The following is an 18,006-nucleotide window of genomic DNA, read 5'->3' as shown; positions in this document are numbered from 1 at the left end:
TATGAGAAAGCTTTTTTCCTTTCTATTAATAATAATTATAATCTCTTCTTGTAAAAAAGAAGATAATGGACTTCGGAATGGTTATTTCTGGTTATATGGTTATGGCCTTAAAGACAGGTATGGGGAAGAAGCAACCAGCGGTATTTCTGAAAAGTGGAAAATAAAAAGAGTAGATGTCGGAGGATGTATGGTAGATTATGAAACAGAAAGAAAAATAATTAGAGCTAATAAGAAAACCACGGCTGCCATTACAAAAAAATATGGTAAAGGATGGGAAGAAAAATATAATCGGGATATAGAAGATTTTGCCTTAAAAAGTGCTGATGTAATGGATGTTTTGATTGTAAACAAATTATTCAGAAGCAAATTGAGAGACCACAATATTCCTATTGATGATGTGGATAAACAGGTCAGAGAACTTAATGATCAGGGAGAATACGAAGTGGCAATAGTTAATCTAAATCTGAAATACGAAAATAAAGAATGCTTTAAAGTAGCAGTAAACACTAAGAACCGAACAGTAAACTTAATAAAATAAAAAAACGCAAGATATTTATGAATCGAAATGTAATCTCCATTGTTTTAGGAGGAGGCAGAGGGACAAGACTATTCCCGTTAACGTATTCCAGATCAAAACCGGCTGTCCCTATTGCAGGAAAATACAGACTGGTAGATATTCCTATTTCAAACTGCCTGAATTCAGGACTGAATAAAATTCTGGTTTTAACACAGTTTAATTCCGCTTCTCTCAATTCACACATTAAGAACTCTTACCACTTTGATATTTTCAGCAAAGGCTTTGTCGATATTCTGGCAGCAGAGCAGAATGTAGAAAATGACAGTTGGTATCAGGGTACTGCAGATGCGGTACGTCAATCTATGAAGCACCTTGAAAAATATGATTATGACTATATTCTTATTCTTTCAGGAGATCAGTTGTATCAGATGGATTTCAGAGAAATGCTTGATTTTCATATTGAAAACGGAGGAGATCTTACCATCGCTACCATTCCGGTAAATGCAAAAGATGCCACAGGTTTTGGAATTTTAAAATCGGATGATGAAGGAAATATCACTTCTTTCTATGAAAAGCCGGATTATGACTTGTTGGAAGGAATGAAATCGGAAGTTTCAGAAGCCAACAAACATACAGGAAAAGAATTCCTTGCTTCTATGGGAATCTATATTTTTACCAAGAATATCCTTAAAAAGATGTTTGAAGAAGGAGCCGGCGATGATTTCGGAAAAGATATCATTCCAAGCTCTATTGGAAAATACAAGACCCTGAGCTATCAGTATGAAGGCTATTGGACAGATATTGGAACCATAGAATCTTTCTACGAAGCCAATCTTGATCTTTGTCTGGATCTTCCACAATTTAATCTTTTCTCTTCTTCACCTATCTACACCAGAGCAAGGATGCTTCCGCCATCAAAAATTAACGGTTCCTATGTAAGTAAAGCTGTTTTTGGAGATGGATGTATCATTATGGCAGATAAAATTGAAAATTCCGTGATAGGGAACAGAACAAGAATTGATAAAGGAAGTACCATCGTGAATTCTTACGTAATGGGAGCTGATTTCTACCAAAATACTACAGAAATTGTCATGAATGACAGAGGCGGCCGTCCTAATATGGGAATCGGGAAATACTGTTATATAGAAAAAGCAATTCTTGATAAAAATTGTTACATTGGTGATAATGTAAAGATCATCGGTGGTAAACATATTCCTGATGGTGATTATGGAACTTATTCCGTTCAGGATGGAATTGTTGTGGTGAAGAAAGGAGCAGTAATTGCTCTGGGAACACATATCGGATGAAGAGGAGGAAGTAAGAGAAAGGCCAGAAAATAATCAAAGATATTACCTCGATTGAATTTAGTTTTATTCAATCCTTCTGAATGTTTTTATCGTAAGACAGCACGTGATTATCTTTCCAATGGAAACCTCCAGCTTCCCTCACCCCGCTTCCAGCCTTTAACTAGGTTAATTATTGTTAAACATACAATCAGAGTGATCAGCATATTGTTCACTCTTTTTATTTGTATTATTTTTGTGCGATGCGTATTTTTAAGATATTAACTTTTATCGTTGTTTTGTTGGGAGGAGCTTATGCTGCTTCCATGTACTATTTTGTGGACGAAAGTAAAAATTTCACCATTGAAAAAGAGATTGATTATCCGGTAGATAAAGTTTTTTCCCAGTTTAATAATCTTCAAAATTTTACAAGGTGGAATAATTTTTTTACCAGTTCACAATCTATAGATATTGATTATTATACACCTTATGAAGGACAGGGAAGTGCCATCAGTTATGTAGATCCTAAAAATGATACCGATGGAGAAATGTTCATTAGGTATGAAAATCTTAATAAAACCCTGAAATACCAGCTTTTTGAGGATGAAAATGAAAACCCAACTTTGGTTGATGTTAAGTTTAAACCTGTTTCCGCAGAAAAAACAAAAATCATCTGGTACGTACATACCCCGAAATTATCTGTCTGGAAAAGAGTAGGAAACTTCTGGACGGAAGACCGTTTTGCCGAAAACATCAACAAAAGTATGGCAAATCTTAAAAACTCTTTAGGAAATAAAGTAGAAAAAGACAACCAGATGGCCGCCATTAAATACGACAGTCTGATGGTAGAAAATGAAGAAGACAAACTGTTGCTGGGGATCAATGTAAGTACATCGAATAAAAAAGATGCGCTTTACAAAAATATCGTGATGAATTATAACAAAGTCTATAATTTCGTGACGATGGATCTTGGTAAAAGAGATGATGAATTCGGATATCCAATCCTGATTACGGACGCAGATAATTACAAAGACAAAGAGGTTTCTTATTTCCTCGGAATTCCGCTTTCTAAGAAAATTGGGGTGTCTGATAATAATTTCAATTTTAGATCCGTAAATCCCTCTCAAAATTATGTAATGTACTACAAAGGGAATTATGAGGGCCGAATTCGGGCAATTCAACAACTGATTCAGAAAGCCAAAAAAGACGAGATGCGCTTCGGAGATATCCGTCAGACCTTTATTGAACGTCCGATGGATGGACAGGAAGTGAATGTTAAGCTCTCATTATCAGTGTATAAGTAATTTTTTTTTAATTATTTTTTTCTTAAGTTTTTTTAACGGTTTCAGACTGTTCTAACTCGGTTTTTTTTATTAAATTTGAAGATTAATTCTACAAATAAATTTTAATAAATAGATAAACTGTAATAATGGACAGATTTTCATTCCTAAACGCAGCTCATTCTCAGTTAATTGAGGATTTATACCAACAGTACTTAAAATTCCCAGACTCTCTAGAACCATCATGGAAAGCTTTCTTTCAAGGCTTCGATTTTGCTTTGGAGAACTATGGAGACGACGATAACATCCAGTTTATTCAGGCTTCGGCCAGCGCTGCCCCGGCAGTACAACAGATTTCTCAGGCAGTATCAAACGGAGAAGTTCCTGAGCACATCAAGAAAGAATTTAAAGTAGTAAACCTTATTGAGGCTTACAGAACAAGAGGACACCTTTTCACGAAAACTAACCCGGTTAGAGAAAGAAGACATTATACCCCTACTTTAGACATTGAGAACTTCGGTCTTTCTAAAGAAGATTTAAATACAAAATTCAACTGTGCAGTTGAAACAGGAATGAAAGAACCTGCTACTTTGGCAGATTTGATCAAGCACCTTGAAAGCATCTACTGTGATTCTATCGGAGTAGAATATACATACATCAACAATGTTGAAGAAAAAGATTTCATCAAAAGATGGCTTCAGGTAAATGAAAACCATCCAAGTCTTTCTGCAAACGAAAAAACAGAAATCTTATTAAAATTAAACCAGGCAGTTGCTTTTGAAAATTACCTTCACACAAAATTTGTAGGACAAAAAAGATTCTCATTAGAAGGTGGTGAAACATTAATCCCTGCTTTAGACCAGTTGATCTCAAGATCTTCTCAGTTAGGAGTAGATGAAGTGGTATTAGGGATGGCTCACAGAGGTAGACTTAATGTATTGACTAACATTTTCGGAAAATCTTACAAGCAGATCTTCTCAGAATTTGAAGGAAAAGAATTCGAAGAAGACGTATTCTCTGGTGACGTTAAATATCACTTAGGATCATCTAAAAAGATCAAAACAGCTTCTGGAGAAGAAGTTTGTATCAACCTTACGCCAAACCCGTCTCACCTTGAAACAGTTGCTGCCCTTGTAGAAGGTATCTGCCGTGCAAAAGTAGATGACAAATATAAAGATTACTCTAAAGTATTGCCAATCATCATCCATGGTGATGGAGCTATTGCCGGACAAGGTATTGCTTACGAAGTGGCTCAGATGATGACGTTGGAAGGATACAAAACTGGAGGTACTGTTCATATCGTTGTAAATAACCAGGTGTCATTTACAACCAACTATATGGATGCAAGATCTTCAACATACTGTACAGACATTGCAAAAGTTACAGAATCTCCTGTAATGCACGTAAATGCTGACGATGCTGAAGCAGTTGTTCATGCCATCCATTTTGCTGCTGATTTCAGAGCAAAATTTGGAAAAGACGTTTATATCGACCTTTTAGGATACAGAAAATATGGTCACAATGAAGGTGATGAGCCAAGATTTACTCAGCCTAACCTATATAAAACCATTTCAAAACACCCGAATCCAAGAGAAATTTATAAAGATAAATTGCTTAAAGACAGCGTTACTTCAAACGACGTAATTGCTAAAATGGAAACGGAATTCAAAGCTCTTCTAGACAAAGATTTTGATGCATCTAAAGAGATTGAGAAAAATGTAATGGATCTGTTCATGGCTGAAGACTGGACCAACTATCCAATTGGAAAGAGAGGAGCAGTTCAGTTGCCTGTAGATACAAAATATGATGCAGCGAAGCTTAAAGAATTAGCACTTAAAATGTCAACACTTCCTGTTGATAAAAAGTTCATCAATAAAATTACAAGACTTTTCGAAAACCGTATCAAAGCTATTGAAGGAAACTCATTAGACTGGGCGTTAGGAGAGTGGTTAGCATATGCTACACTTCTTGTAGAAGGTCACAACGTAAGAATCTCTGGAGAAGATGTAGAAAGAGGTACTTTCTCTCACAGACATGCTGTAGTAAAAACAGAAGATACAGAAGAAGAATATATCCCGTTAAGACACGTATCAGAAAGCAGATTTGATGTATTCAACTCTCACCTTTCAGAATATGGTGTTCTAGGTTTTGATTACGGATATGCAATGGCATCTCCTAATACATTAACCATCTGGGAAGCTCAGTTTGGAGATTTCGTGAACGGTGCTCAGATCATCGTTGACCAGTACCTTGCTGCTGCAGAAGAAAAATGGAAAATCCAGAACGGATTGGTAATGTTATTGCCTCACGGTTCAGAAGGACAGGGAGCAGAGCACTCTTCGGCAAGACTGGAGAGATTCCTTACTCTTTGTGCTAATGAAAACATGGTAGTAGCCAATATTACTTCACCTGCCAACTACTTCCACTTATTGAGAAGACAGTTGAAATGGGGCTTCAGAAAACCATTGATCGTAATGAGCCCTAAATCTTTGTTGAGACATCCTAAAGTGGTTTCTCCAATTGAAGATTTTGCAAACGGTACATTCCAGCCAATCTTGGACGATCCTACTGCAGATCCTAAAAAAGTAGAAAAAGTAGTTCTTTGTTCAGGTAAACTGTACTTCGAATTATTAGCGAAGAAAGAAGAACTGAACTGTGAAAATATTGCACTAGTAAGATTCGAGCAGTTATATCCACTTCAGGCAGATGCTATTGAAGCGATCTTCAACAAATACGAAAACAAAAAACAATTGGTTTGGGCTCAGGAAGAACCTGAAAACATGGGAGCTTGGTCTTATATCCTGAGAAACTTCAGAGATACAGGAATCCAGGTAGTAGCTCCGGTACCAAGCGGTGCACCAGCTCCAGGTAGCCACAAAATGTTTGAGAAAAACCAAAATGCAGTGATCAACAGAGTTTTTGACAGAGATGATGCTCCTGCAAAAAGACCCGTTACAGCTTAATTTAAATAATATCCAATTAAAAAATAAAAAATACTCGATATGTCAGTTTTAGAAATGAAAGTTCCTTCACCGGGCGAATCAATTACAGAAGTTGAAATTGCAACTTGGCTTGTAAAAGATGGTGATTATGTAGAAAAAGATCAACCTATCGCCGAAGTGGATTCAGATAAAGCAACTCTTGAATTGCCGGCAGAACAAAGTGGTATTATCACTTTAAAGGCAGAAGAAGGTGATGTAGTACAGGTAGGTCAGGTAGTTTGTTTAATTGATATGGATGCTAAAAAACCAGAAGGTGCTGCACCTGCTGCTGAAGCTCCAAAACAGGAAGAAGCTCCGAAAGCTGCTGAACCTGCTAAACAAGAAGCTCCAAAACAAGCTGCTCCGGTAGCTGCTCCACAAACTTATGCAACAGGAGCTCCATCTCCGGCTGCTAAGAAAATCCTTGATGAAAAAGGAATGGATGCTGCTCAGGTTTCAGGAACAGGAAGAGACGGAAGAATCACTAAAACTGATGCTGAATTAGCGGCAGTTCCTGCATTAGGAGGAAGCCCTATGACAGCTACAGGTGCTAGAACGACTACTACAACTAAACTTTCAGTTTTAAGAAGAAAAATCGCTCAAAGACTAGTTTCTGTAAAGAATGAAACGGCCATGTTGACGACTTTCAACGAAGTAGATATGTCTGAAATCTTCAGATTAAGAAAACAATATAAAGAAGAATTCGCTCAAAAGCATGGAGTAGGAATTGGTTTCATGTCTTTCTTTACAAAAGCAGTTACCAGAGCATTACAAATGTATCCGGATGTAAATGCATCTATCGATGGTGACTTCAAAGTAAACTATGACTTCTGTGATATTTCAATTGCCGTTTCAGGTCCTAAAGGATTAATGGTTCCGGTATTGAGAAACGCTGAAAATATGTCTTTTGCTAGCGTAGAAGCTAATATCAAAGATCTTGCTATCAAAGTAAGAGACGGTAAAATTACTGTTGATGAAATGACTGGTGGTACTTTCACGATTACAAACGGTGGTACTTTTGGATCTATGATGTCTACACCAATTATCAACCCTCCACAGTCTGCAATCTTAGGAATGCACAACATCATCCAGAGACCAGTAGCTGTTGACGGACAGGTAGTAATCAGACCAATGATGTACGTGGCAATGTCTTATGACCACAGAATTATCGACGGTAAAGAATCTGTAGGATTCCTTGTTGCGGTAAAAGAAGGTATCGACAATCCGGTTGAAATATTATTAGGAGGTGACGAAAGAAAAGGCCTTGGATTATAGTTTTAATGAAATTATAATGTAAATATATTGTCTCGCCTTATAAAAAAGGCGAGATTTTTGTATTTATTAAGAAAATGCTACAATGATGTTTTCAAAAATGACTTCCAATATCAAAGTTTCAGTTATACCTGAATATGATAGTAAAAACAGTTATCCATCCGAAAACCGTTACGTTTTTAAATACAATATCACGATAGAAAATGACGGAAGCTTTCCTATCAAAGTATTAAAAAGAAAATGGTTGATCTTCGATGTCGGATTCGGATACACAGAGATTATAGGTGATGGCGTTATCGGCTTAACTCCTGAAATAGGAACAGGTGAAAATTTCGCTTACTTCTCCAATGTAATGCTTCGTTCCGGAGTAGGAAATATGAGCGGAAAATACCTGGTTAAAAACCTCGAAACACAAGAAACATTTGAGATTGATATCCCGAAATTCAATCTGTTGTCTGAAGTGTTGAGTAATTAATGATAAAGAGCAGATTAAGAACCCGGGGTCTTATTAAAGCTTTTTGATTTTCGCTTTCATATAATCGTTTACTTCATCATTGCTGGTGAGAAACAGTTTCTCAAAAGCCAGCAGAGATATCTTTGCACACACTTCAGCATCTGCACCCGCTCTGTGGTGGGTGAAATCAATTTTGTGATATTCAGCCAATGGTTTCAATCCGTATTTCGGAAGGTAATTCCATGATTTCTTAGCAAGCTGAATACTGCACAAATAGTTTAGTTTTGGAGTGAACATTCCGTAATGTTCCAGGCATCCTCTTAGAACAGAAGCATCAAATCCTGCATTATGAGCAATCATAAGGCTTCCATACATCATATCCTGAGCTTCATACCATATCTCATCAAAAGTAGGTGCATCTTTCACATCTTCAGGATGGATTCCATGCACAGCAATATTGAATTTACTGAAGTAAGGAAAACTAGGAGGCTTAATCAGCCAGGTCTTTGTCTCAACAATTTTAGAATCCTGCACCACACAGATTCCCATCTCACAAGCTGAACTTTTCTCGTGAGTGGCCGTTTCAAAATCTATTGCACAGAAATCCATTGTTTTTTTATTATAAGTTGTCGGGTTGATTGTTGCTGGTTACTAATTCTCTGGTTTAGAGTTTAATGTTCAAGGTTTAGAGTTTAAGGTTAGTTGAAGTTATAAATTTTTACTCTAATGAATCTTAGTTCATGATAAGTAAAGAAAGTTGTAATTTTCCGTAATCCCTATTACCTGCCACCTATAACCTATCATCTGCCACCTATCACTTTCCTCCTAAAAAATGCTTAAATATCAACCATTTTGATTGATAAAACAGGCTCTTCTGATGTTTCTGACGAAGTTTCCATGTTCCGGGAAGCTGGGCATAAAATCCAAAATGAGCTCTTACTACAGCCCATAAATGTGGAAAACCATGTTTTAAGCCAAAGTAAATCCCGGCAACACCATCCAGGCATAATCTGAAAAAGATCAACCAGATCAGTTGTGGAAAAGGAAGATTTTTAAGCATCATGGAAAGATTATTCCTGATGTTTAAATACGTCTTTTGTGCACTCTGTTTATTGAGGGTTCCACCGCCTACATGATATACCTGGGCTCTTCCTGTATAATAAATTTGTTTCCCGGAATTAATGAGTCTCCAGCAAAGGTCAATTTCTTCCTGGTGGGCAAAAAACCTTGCATCAAACCCATTCTGTTCCCAAAAGTCTTTTGAACGGATAAAAAAACAGCATCCTGAAGCCCAGAAAATCTCTGTTTCATCATTATACTGGCCTTTATCTTCTTCCAGATCATCAAAAATTCTTCCTCTGCAATAAGGATATCCAAGGTTGTCTATCAAACCACCGGCAGCACCGGCGAACTCGAAATGACTTTTATTATGATAAGATAAAATTTTAGGCTGTACTGCTGAAACTGACGGTTTTTTTTCCAACAATTCCAATACAGGTTCTGTCCAGTTCTTTGTAACTTCTACATCGGAGTTCAGAAGACAGTAATATTCATTGGGAATAGATTTCAATCCTTCATTATAACCGCCTGCAAAACCATAGTTTTTATCATTTTTGATAATATGGACTGTGGGGAAACTCTTTTGTAGAAACTCAACGGAATCATCCGTAGAAAGATTGTCTATCACATAAATATCGGCATTCTGAGAAAATTGAACCACATCCGGAAGAAATTTTTCAAGCCAATTTCTTCCGTTCCAGTTTAAGATGGCAACTGCCAGTTTTTTCTGCATGTCAATCTATTTTTTTTCTGCATCAAAATTCTTGATGGAATCCTGATATTTCCACTTTCTGTGTGACCAAAGATAGTTGTCAGGATATTTGTGTAAGGTATTTTCCAATAATTTATGGAATTTTCTCACCACTTCATTCTCCGTAAATTTTTCCCCATCCGGGTATATTCTGTGATAATTAACCTGATAATAACCGCGTTTCACCTTTTTCATCTCGCAATAGATAAAAACTAGATCCATCCTTGTGGCCAATTTATCATATCCGATGAAAGCAGGTGTTCTTTGATTCAGAAATTCCAAACCATAAGTGACATGAGCATGGTGAGGCGTTTGATCTGCAACAAACATATAAGCAGAATCTCCGTTGTTTTTAGACCTGAAAATATTGAGGATGACTTCATTGGCTTCCAATGCTTCGTTTCCGAATTTGTTTCGGACCTTCTTCATTTGATTCTCCCAAAAATCACTGTTTACCTTTCTGTAAACAGGGTGACAATGAGCTTGAGGGATGATTTTTGCCAGTGCATTGATCCATTCCCAGTTGAAAACATGTCCTGCCAAAAGAATAATATTTTTACCTTCAGCCTTAGCTTCGTGGAATAAATGCTGGTTGATATGCTGCATCCTCACTCGGGATTCTGTCTCCGAAATGGTAAAAGATTTAATCGTTTCCACCAGATAATCGGAAAAATTAAGATAGAATTTCTTCCGGATTTCTTTTATTTCCTCTTCAGATTTTTCGGGAAAAGACTTTCTAAGGTTTTGAGTGATAACCTCTTTCCTGTATCCTACAATATAATAATTGAGGAAAAAGATGACGTCCGAAAAAATATATAATATTTTAAGCGGAAGCTTAGAGATCAGAGTTAATATTTTGATTAGAAAATTCATAAAACAGGCAAATTTAGTGATAATAAAATTATGGTTCTATTTTTGCTGAGGGATATATATTATTTTTTTACTTTTATGTTATGAAAAAATTGATAATATTCGCTTTCCTGGGATTAAATGCTTTTGCTTTTTCGCAAGATGTAAAGAATTCACCTGATCAAGGGAAACAAAAAACAGCTCTTATAGTGCCTACAGAGCAGAAAGAGTTAGAGGCAAAGAAAAAAGCAGCTGAAGAAAAAGCTAAGCTTCCAAAGCCATATGATCCAAAAGCTGATGCGCAGGCTGATATTAATAAATTGGTCGCTCAGGCTAAGAAAGAAGGCAAAAATGTGATGATCCAGGCTGGTGGAAACTGGTGTATCTGGTGTCTTCGTTTTAATAATTATGTGCAGACTACTCCAGAATTGAAGGAATTGGCAGATAAGAATTATGTTTATTATCACTTGAACTATTCTCCGGAGAATAAGAATGAAAAAGTTTTTGCCCAATATGGTAATCCGGGTGAGAAATTTGGATATCCGGTGTTTATTATCTTAGATAAAGACGGAAAAATGATCAAAGTTCAGCAGAGCGATGTGTTGGAAGAAGGAAAAGGCTACAGTAAAGATAAAGTAAAGGAATTCTTTACGACGTGGGCTCCTAAAAAAGGATAAAATAAAAAAACTGCTTCAGCAATGAAGCAGTTTTTTTATTGTCTGATGGGTAAAATAATAACCTGTAGAAATTATAATAACTTTTTAATCCAGCTTAATTTTTTTTCTGAATAAGGGGGATATTTGATATTCGGTTCACCCCAGGTTGCTTTTTCCAGAACTGCTTTTTGATGGGAGAAGGTTTCAAAACCATATTTACCATGATAATTTCCTATTCCTGAACTTCCTACTCCTCCAAACGGAAGATTATCATTGCTTAAATGCATCACCGTATCATTGATGCAGCCTCCCCCGAATGATAATTTCCTCGTAAAGTTTTCTTTCTCTTCGGAATTGTTTGTGAAAAGATAAGCTGCCAGTGGCTTTTCGAGTTCTAAAATAGAATTGAGTGCAGCGTTATAGTTTTGAAAGCTGATCACTGGCAGGAGAGGACCGAAAATTTCTTCCTGCATGATTTCGTCATTCCAGTTTATATGGTTCAGAATCGTAGGTTCTATGTAGAGTTTTTGTTCGTCAATGTGACCTCCGGAATAAATTTTTTCCTGATCAATCAAAGAAATCAGACGTTGAAAATTCCTTTGGTTGATAATTCTTGTGTATTGTTCGGAATCCTGGCTGTATTTGAATTCTTTGATATATTTTCTGAGTATTTCCAGAAACTGCTCCTGAATGGTTTCTTCTACCAAAAGATAATCGGGAGCTACACAGGTTTGTCCTGCATTAAGGAATTTCCCCCAAACAATTCTTTTAGCTGCGATATCGAGATTGGCATTTTTTGTAACAATAGCTGGAGATTTTCCGCCTAATTCAAGCGTTACTGGGGTAAGATGTTCCGCAGCTGCTTTGTATACAATTTTTCCGACTTTTGTACTTCCCGTAAAGAATATTTTGTCAAATTTTAATTGCAAAAGAGCAGTCGTTTCTTCAATTCCACCTTCGTATACATACAGATACTCTGGCGGAAAGTTTTCATTGATGATGGATGCCATAGCTTTCATTGTGTTTTCAGCAATTTCACTGGGCTTAAGAATGCAGCAGTTTCCGGCAGCCATTGCAGCAATAATGGGAGAAAGGGATAACTGATAAGGATAATTCCAGGCTCCGATGACCAATATACAACCCAATGGATCAGCATAAATTCTACTGCTTCCCAGCTGATTGACAAGATTGGTGCTTACTTTTTTAGGCTTTGAAAGAGAATTTAGATTTTTGATGTAATAATTGATATCATTCAGAATAAAAGATAATTCTGTGGTGAAAGTATCAAATTTTGACTTGCCAAAATCCTTGTTAATGGCCTCACACAGCATATTCTCATTAGAAATAATAAGGCTTTTAAGCTTTTCAAGATACATTTTCCGGTAAGCAAGGCTTTTGGTTTGCTGTGTTGTGAAAAAATCTCTTTGTTTCTGTAAAATACTTTCAATTTCCATGAGTTGGCTTTTGTGTTAAACGTAGTCATCTTCGCAATATTGCGGTCTAAAAATACGAACAATAAATCGGCCAAAAATTTTTAAGGGAAGCTTCTTTCCTTTACATAATATTCCTCACTGCTATTTTTACAGGATGGTAAAGCAGCAGACCAATTGCGGTAACAAGTGCCAGCCAGAATAATCCTGTGAAAATTTCCATATTGGAAAGGAGAATAGACTGAGCTGTTATTTTAGCTTTAAAGGCTCCTGCTGTCATGGATAGAGAATCATTCACTGATAATTTCGAAATATTAGCCCCGAAAATTTGACTCCATTGACTGTAAAAGACAGGATTGGTATCTGTAAGATTAGCGCTGAGTGTATCAGAATGTTTTAATGTTAAAAATAACATCAGATTCTGCATCAGGGCATACCCGATAGCGGTCGTCCAGAAACGGGTTGTTGTTCCCATCGCTGTAGCATTAGCTACGTATTCTTCCGGTGTTCCTGAAATCAAAAAGAAAACAAGCGGTGTAAATAATAATCCCTGAGCGACTCCCTGCAGAAATAAAGGCGGACAGATCGTGGAAAGAGTAGTATCAGGATAAAAAGTATAGGTAAACCACGCACAATCTATGGCCAGTAAAAGAAATCCTGTGAAGAAAACAATTCTTGAAGATACTCCGCGAACCAGACAGATTCCCGATAATAATATACCCAAAAGAGTTCCTGCTACATTCCAGTATTGAATGTTTACAATATAATCCCACGGCCATTTCCATACGGTAGCCATGATGCTGTACACATTATTCAGTCCGGAACGGATCAAATAGAAAATGAAAAACAGAATCATCCCCACAATTACATTTTTTGAGCTGAAAACTTCAAAATGAAATAAAGGTCTCTTAGAATTTCTTTGTTTAAGCATAAATAAACCTCCCGAAAGAAGGAAAATAAAAAGGCATATGATAATGGTGTCAGATTCGAACCACATCAGTCTTTTTCCATAAATAATAGCATAACCGCCAGCCTGCAGACATACCCAAAGTAAAAACCAGCTGGTAATATCCAATTGATACAAAGGTTTTTTAGGAAAGAATCTGTTTCTGTTGAACAAGGCAATCCCAATAATCAATACGAACACATGAAAATAGGCCATCATCAGAATCATATGCTGAAAATCGTAATCTTCAATGCTTGATTTAAGAAGGGAAGTGGTAATGGTTCCTCCGGTAAGCATGATGGTATACATGAAAAGGTAAGCCAGAACTTTGGCGTGCTTTGTTTTTAATTCTGCAATAATCAGAGGAAGGAAAATAGCGCCTTCCAGTAACCCGAAAATTCCTTCTAAAAAACGGATCACCAATATAACATGATAATCATGAGTGACTGATAAAACGTAAAGAATGATCACAGAAATGGAAGCCATCAGTAATACATAATACTTGACACTGAAATAGGCCATAAACCGTTGTAAAACTAAAAGGGTAACCACAAATGTCCCGTACATCAAAATCATTAAATACTGGATGTCATCTGAATCTACATCCATGAAAGAAGATGTGAAGGCGCTGTTTGAATGTAAAAGCGACAACAACATCAGGTGGGGAAACAAAGCCAGTATAAGAAGTGGCAGTTTCAGCCATTGTGGTACCCATTTATGATAAACTGTGTTATGATGCATAATTTTTATGAAGAACAAAAATGCGAAAAGACAAAGGGCAAAGGTGTAAATAAGTAAAAGGTAAAATGGCAAAAATGCTTAAGAAAAAATTGGCACATTCGCTATTTTGCAGTTTGTCTTTTCGCTAAAAAAATAATTTATTCGTAAAATTTGAGATAGGTTGATCAGAAGTTAATTTCGCACTCTAAAACTCTAAAACTCTAAAACTCTAAAACTCTAAAACTCTAAAACTCTAAAACTCTAAAACTCTAAAACTCTAAAACTCTAAAACTCTAAAACCCTCCAACCCTCAAACTCATATCTTCTTCGCACTCACCAGAACATTCATCCCGGAAAGTAGTTTTTCGTTGTCTTTATTGTTATCCAGAATAATTTTCACAGGAAATCTCTGCTCAATTTTCACAAAGTTTCCGGTTGCATTATCTGGCTTTACTAATGAAAACTGAGATCCTGAAGCAGGTGAAACAGAAAGTATTTTTCCTTTAAATTCCACATCAGGATAAGCATCTGCGGTAATAATGACTTCCTTGCTCTGATCAATCTGTCCAAGCTGTGTCTCCTTGTAATTGGCGATGATCCATTTCTCTTTGCTGACGATTTGTACCAGAGCCTGACCTTCTTTAATCAACTGTCCTTCCTGAATGGTCTTTTTTCCTACCCATCCATCATAAGGAGCTGTAATGACCGTATAGGAAAGATATAATTTGGCATTGTTAAGACTGGCAGAGCTCTGTTGAATCTGGCTTTTTACAGGAGCTACTTTAGTCTGCTGCTCACTGGCTCCGGCTCTTACTGCATTTTTCTGCTGTTCCAATGCTAAAAGATTGGCTTTTGACTGTTCATAAGAAGCTTTTACATTCTCAAATTCCTGTTCTGTAGCCGCATCTTCTGACAAAAGGTTTTTATATCTTTTATAATCCTGTTCTGTTCTCCAGATATCAATTTTTGCGGAAGCAATTTTAGCATCAATGATCTTGGTATCGCTTTCTTTGGTACTGACACCGCTTTCAATTGTGCTGATGGTTGCGGTATTGGCATGAAGATTAGCTTCTGCCATATGTACCTGATTCACAAACTCTCTGTTGTCTATGATGATTAAAGTATCTCCTTTATGCACAAACTGATTTTCGTTAAATTGTATCGATTTGATAAACCCTGAAACCTTGCTGGATACAGGCGTTATGTATTGCTCAATCTGCGCATCATTTGTCGTAACATTTTTTCTCGAAAAAAGATAAAAGCTGACCATTCCCGTGATTCCACTAATGATCAGGATCCAGGCCAGTAGAGTAATGGACTTGTTGATTCTTTTTTCCTTTTGTGTCAATTGTTTTTGTGCCATAGTTTTTATAAGTTTCCAATCGTATATTGGAGTTGGTAATATTTAAGTTGTCTGTTGATTTTTACGGAAATAAGATTAGATTCTGCTTCCAGATAAGTATTGTCAGCGTCGATCAGTTCAGTAATAAGGCTTAGTTTATTGGCATATTTTGTTCTTACGATACGGTAGTTTTCCTTAGCCTGATTAATCGCCTCTTCAGCAATTTTCACCTTCTGGTCTGTCTCTTCAAACTTTTTATAAGCTTCATACACATTATGTCTTACATTTTCCTCGTTTTCCTCTATCTGAAGCTTAGCCATGCCAATATTTTCCCGTGCTTCCTGCATTTTGTACTTATTTTTGTACAGGTTTTCGATAGGATAAGTAAGGTTCAAACCCACCATTCCCAGACGGTAAGCATAAGGTTCGGGAGGAAAGAACATCATATTCGGATATTTTAAAAAATATTCTCCGCCAGCGGTAATTTTGGGTAAATAATTCGCTTTGGTAATCTTTTGATCCAGTTCCTTTAATGAAAGGTTTTTATGAGTGATTTCAACAGATTCATTTTTGTTTAAAGCTGTTTCTGTCAGTTCATCCAAATAAGGAATCGAAGCATTGTCCGAAATAAGATCTTCTGTATCCACATGCATTTCCTGATTTTCCGGAAGCGAAAGAATCGTTTTCAGTTTATGCTCTGCAATCTGAATATCATTATCAAGTTCCGTCCAGCTCATTTTATGATTGGAAAGCTGTAATGATGTTCTTAAAACTTCGTTTACGGTCACAACACCATTGGCTTTAAGAGCTTTTACCTGCTTAATATTGACAGAATCTTCTTTCATTTTATCATTGATAAGACTCTGTTGTTCTTTTAAATGGTGAATCTGTAGGAAAGCTGTAATGATGGTCATTTTAAGTTGTCTCTCATCCAGATGCGTTTTTAAAGCCGAAATTTCAGTATCAATGGCCGCTTTCTTTTCTGTATTTTTGATTTTTCCGCCCATGTAAACAGGAATGGAAGCAGATAATGTAAAATCATACATCCCATTGATCACATCATACTTGGTAGCTTTGTTGAATACACCATTCTGATGCTGAAACAGGTTCGTAACCTGATTGTAGCTTGTGTGAAATTCAATATCCGGAAGTTTTTCCATTTTGAGGTCTTTCTCTTTGGTAACGGACATTTCCTGTTTCAGATGACTTATCTGTATGTTTTTGTTGTTTTTCAGACCAATCTCTACAGCTTGTTGTAAGCCTAGATGCTGGTAGTCTATCATCTGTGAATGTAAAAAGTTGCTCAATAATAAGCACAACGCAATGCACAGATATTGGCCTGCGTTCAATATGATATTCATAAATTAATTAAAGGATTTTTGCTAAAATGATTTTGATGCAGCAAAGTTACGATGAGGAGCTGCAGACTCTATTTGTGAAAACAGAAAAATATTTGCTCATTTACGCCAATTTGAAAATTCTTCTTACCTTTATGGGATGAACAACAGCCATTTCAAAGAAGTAGAAGAAGATGATACAGAATTTTACGTTTATCATGTCCTTACCGGAAATGTAACTACAGAGATTCATTATCACGGTTCTGCACAATTGGTATATGCAGAAGGCGGTATTGTACATGTCTTTACTGATCAGAAGCATTGGTATCTTCCTGCGAGATGTTTTATGTGGATTCCTGCCGGGACACCTCATTATATTTTTTCTACCAGTCCAAAAGTGGATTTATATAATTTTTATTTTAAAAAAGAAGAAGGTGAAAATGGCTTCTTTGATGAAATCAACATTTATTCTGTTAATGATTTACTCAGAGAGATGATTTTGTACACTAAAGAATGGGATGGGAAAATCACAAAAAATGATACCACTAAATATTTTTTTCTCAAAGCGCTGAAAGGTGTTTTACAAGAGAAAGAATATAAACATCTTGCGTTTCCAATACAGCATCCTTTTCCTAAAGATGAAACCTTATTAAAGATTGCACGATACATCCATGCTAACCTTGAAAAGCCTCTTACTATCGAATCTACGGCAAAAGAATTTGGAATGAGTACAAGAACCCTCTCAAGGAAATTTAAAGAGATTTTGGGCATGAATTATGTTCGTTTTCTAAGAGCATTAAGAATTACACGTTCCCTTGAACTGATGCTGGAAGATAAATACAATATGTACGAAATAGCAATGATGGTAGGGTACAACAGTCTGTCGTCTTTCAGCAATATTTTTAAAAAGATAATTGGCATTGCTCCTACGGAATATCAGCGGAAATTAAGAGGAGATAAGTGATGAGAGGGGGTGTGTTACGTGATAACGAATTTTATAAGCTGGACATGATTCTCTACTAACATACTTTGCTTCTGAACCAAATAAGGCTGAGAAAAGTTCATTTAACAAGTAATAATAGCTAAGATTTCCTGCATTCCTCTTCCATGAAGGGCTGGATTTTTGCAA

The 18,006-nt window shown here is 36.4% G+C and carries 15 protein-coding genes; 8 read left to right on the top strand and 7 right to left on the bottom strand.

Features of this window, described 5'->3' with window-relative positions:
• Position 1: 1 nt before the first annotated feature.
• The 6 genes from ACM6F9_RS10010 to apaG all read left to right on the top strand — a co-directional run bounded on the left by ACM6F9_RS10010 (position 2) and on the right by apaG (position 7,808).
• Positions 2-538: a hypothetical protein gene (locus tag ACM6F9_RS10010; RefSeq protein ID WP_414845574.1), complete on the top strand. Its 537-nt coding sequence runs from the start codon at positions 2-4 to the stop codon at positions 536-538.
• 17 nt (positions 539-555) lie between these two features.
• Positions 556-1,824 (top strand): glucose-1-phosphate adenylyltransferase, encoded by a 1,269-nt coding sequence (locus ACM6F9_RS10005; protein ID WP_414845573.1) that lies wholly within the window; start codon positions 556-558, stop codon positions 1,822-1,824.
• A gap of 239 nt (positions 1,825-2,063) precedes the next feature.
• Positions 2,064-3,104, top strand: a complete 1,041-nt coding sequence (locus tag ACM6F9_RS10000) for an SRPBCC domain-containing protein (protein WP_414845572.1) — start codon at positions 2,064-2,066, stop codon at positions 3,102-3,104.
• A 125-nt stretch (positions 3,105-3,229) separates the two neighbouring features.
• Positions 3,230-6,043 carry a 2-oxoglutarate dehydrogenase E1 component gene (locus ACM6F9_RS09995; protein ID WP_414845571.1) on the top strand — a complete coding sequence of 938 codons (2,814 nt, stop codon included), beginning with the start codon at positions 3,230-3,232 and terminating at the stop codon, positions 6,041-6,043.
• Positions 6,044-6,082: 39 nt separating this feature from the next.
• Entirely contained in the window at positions 6,083-7,336 is a 1,254-nt protein-coding gene (gene odhB, locus ACM6F9_RS09990; protein ID WP_414845570.1) for a 2-oxoglutarate dehydrogenase complex dihydrolipoyllysine-residue succinyltransferase, read from the top strand.
• An 82-nt stretch (positions 7,337-7,418) separates the two neighbouring features.
• Positions 7,419-7,808 (top strand): Co2+/Mg2+ efflux protein ApaG, encoded by a 390-nt coding sequence (apaG, locus tag ACM6F9_RS09985; RefSeq protein ID WP_065398091.1) that lies wholly within the window; start codon positions 7,419-7,421, stop codon positions 7,806-7,808.
• Between the two features lie 33 nt (positions 7,809-7,841).
• On the opposite strand, the gene ACM6F9_RS09980 is transcribed toward apaG, so the two are convergent.
• The 3 genes from ACM6F9_RS09980 to ACM6F9_RS09970 form a co-directional block, all read right to left on the bottom strand.
• The gene (locus tag ACM6F9_RS09980; protein ID WP_414845569.1) at positions 7,842-8,396 is read right to left on the bottom strand and encodes a 3'-5' exonuclease; all 555 of its coding nucleotides are present in this window, start codon (positions 8,394-8,396) and stop codon (positions 7,842-7,844) included.
• A gap of 205 nt (positions 8,397-8,601) precedes the next feature.
• Complete coding sequence (locus ACM6F9_RS09975; RefSeq protein WP_414845568.1) at positions 8,602-9,579, bottom strand: glycosyltransferase family 2 protein; 978 nt, start codon at positions 9,577-9,579, stop codon at positions 8,602-8,604.
• Positions 9,580-9,585: 6 nt separating this feature from the next.
• A complete protein-coding gene (locus ACM6F9_RS09970) occupies positions 9,586-10,470 on the bottom strand; it encodes a lysophospholipid acyltransferase family protein (protein WP_414845567.1) in 885 nt (294 codons plus the stop codon).
• A gap of 80 nt (positions 10,471-10,550) precedes the next feature.
• On the opposite strand from ACM6F9_RS09970, the gene ACM6F9_RS09965 reads away from it, so the two are divergent.
• On the top strand, positions 10,551-11,123 hold the full coding sequence (locus ACM6F9_RS09965) for a thioredoxin family protein (RefSeq protein WP_414845566.1): 573 nt from the start codon (positions 10,551-10,553) through the stop codon (positions 11,121-11,123).
• A 71-nt stretch (positions 11,124-11,194) separates the two neighbouring features.
• Here ACM6F9_RS09965 and ACM6F9_RS09960 read toward each other — a convergent pair whose 3' ends face one another.
• The 4 genes from ACM6F9_RS09960 to ACM6F9_RS09945 form a co-directional block, all read right to left on the bottom strand.
• Complete coding sequence (locus tag ACM6F9_RS09960; RefSeq protein ID WP_414845565.1) at positions 11,195-12,556, bottom strand: aldehyde dehydrogenase; 1,362 nt, start codon at positions 12,554-12,556, stop codon at positions 11,195-11,197.
• 100 nt (positions 12,557-12,656) lie between these two features.
• Positions 12,657-14,219, bottom strand: a complete 1,563-nt coding sequence (locus ACM6F9_RS09955) for an MFS transporter (protein ID WP_414845564.1) — start codon at positions 14,217-14,219, stop codon at positions 12,657-12,659.
• A gap of 295 nt (positions 14,220-14,514) precedes the next feature.
• Positions 14,515-15,561, bottom strand: coding sequence for an HlyD family secretion protein (locus tag ACM6F9_RS09950; protein WP_414845563.1), 1,047 nt, complete (start codon positions 15,559-15,561; stop codon positions 14,515-14,517).
• A 5-nt stretch (positions 15,562-15,566) separates the two neighbouring features.
• Complete coding sequence (locus tag ACM6F9_RS09945) at positions 15,567-16,901, bottom strand: TolC family protein (RefSeq protein WP_414845562.1); 1,335 nt, start codon at positions 16,899-16,901, stop codon at positions 15,567-15,569.
• Positions 16,902-17,037: 136 nt separating this feature from the next.
• On the opposite strand from ACM6F9_RS09945, the gene ACM6F9_RS09940 reads away from it, so the two are divergent.
• Entirely contained in the window at positions 17,038-17,841 is an 804-nt protein-coding gene (locus ACM6F9_RS09940) for a helix-turn-helix domain-containing protein (protein WP_414845561.1), read from the top strand.
• Positions 17,842-18,006: the final 165 nt, after the last annotated feature.

This window comes from Chryseobacterium sp. IT-36CA2, from assembly GCF_949767875.1.
Lineage (GTDB): Bacteria > Bacteroidota > Bacteroidia > Flavobacteriales > Weeksellaceae > Chryseobacterium.
This window is presented reverse-complemented; position numbering and strand designations above follow the sequence as displayed.

Excerpts from the sequence above, each read along its gene's own strand:
- ACM6F9_RS10010 (WP_414845574.1), top strand. The coding sequence starts at position 2 with ATGAGAAAGCTTTTTTCCTTTCTATTAATAATAATTATAATCTCTTCT.
- ACM6F9_RS10005 (WP_414845573.1), top strand. The coding sequence starts at position 556 with ATGAATCGAAATGTAATCTCCATTGTTTTAGGAGGAGGCAGAGGGACA.
- ACM6F9_RS10000 (WP_414845572.1), top strand. The coding sequence starts at position 2,064 with ATGCGTATTTTTAAGATATTAACTTTTATCGTTGTTTTGTTGGGAGGA.
- ACM6F9_RS09995 (WP_414845571.1), top strand. The coding sequence starts at position 3,230 with ATGGACAGATTTTCATTCCTAAACGCAGCTCATTCTCAGTTAATTGAG.
- odhB (WP_414845570.1), top strand. The coding sequence starts at position 6,083 with ATGTCAGTTTTAGAAATGAAAGTTCCTTCACCGGGCGAATCAATTACA.
- apaG (WP_065398091.1), top strand. The coding sequence starts at position 7,419 with ATGATGTTTTCAAAAATGACTTCCAATATCAAAGTTTCAGTTATACCT.
- ACM6F9_RS09980 (WP_414845569.1), bottom strand. The coding sequence starts at position 8,396 with ATGGATTTCTGTGCAATAGATTTTGAAACGGCCACTCACGAGAAAAGT.
- ACM6F9_RS09975 (WP_414845568.1), bottom strand. The coding sequence starts at position 9,579 with ATGCAGAAAAAACTGGCAGTTGCCATCTTAAACTGGAACGGAAGAAAT.
- ACM6F9_RS09970 (WP_414845567.1), bottom strand. The coding sequence starts at position 10,470 with ATGAATTTTCTAATCAAAATATTAACTCTGATCTCTAAGCTTCCGCTT.
- ACM6F9_RS09965 (WP_414845566.1), top strand. The coding sequence starts at position 10,551 with ATGAAAAAATTGATAATATTCGCTTTCCTGGGATTAAATGCTTTTGCT.
- ACM6F9_RS09960 (WP_414845565.1), bottom strand. The coding sequence starts at position 12,556 with ATGGAAATTGAAAGTATTTTACAGAAACAAAGAGATTTTTTCACAACA.
- ACM6F9_RS09955 (WP_414845564.1), bottom strand. The coding sequence starts at position 14,219 with ATGCATCATAACACAGTTTATCATAAATGGGTACCACAATGGCTGAAA.
- ACM6F9_RS09950 (WP_414845563.1), bottom strand. The coding sequence starts at position 15,561 with ATGGCACAAAAACAATTGACACAAAAGGAAAAAAGAATCAACAAGTCC.
- ACM6F9_RS09945 (WP_414845562.1), bottom strand. The coding sequence starts at position 16,901 with ATGAATATCATATTGAACGCAGGCCAATATCTGTGCATTGCGTTGTGC.
- ACM6F9_RS09940 (WP_414845561.1), top strand. The coding sequence starts at position 17,038 with ATGAACAACAGCCATTTCAAAGAAGTAGAAGAAGATGATACAGAATTT.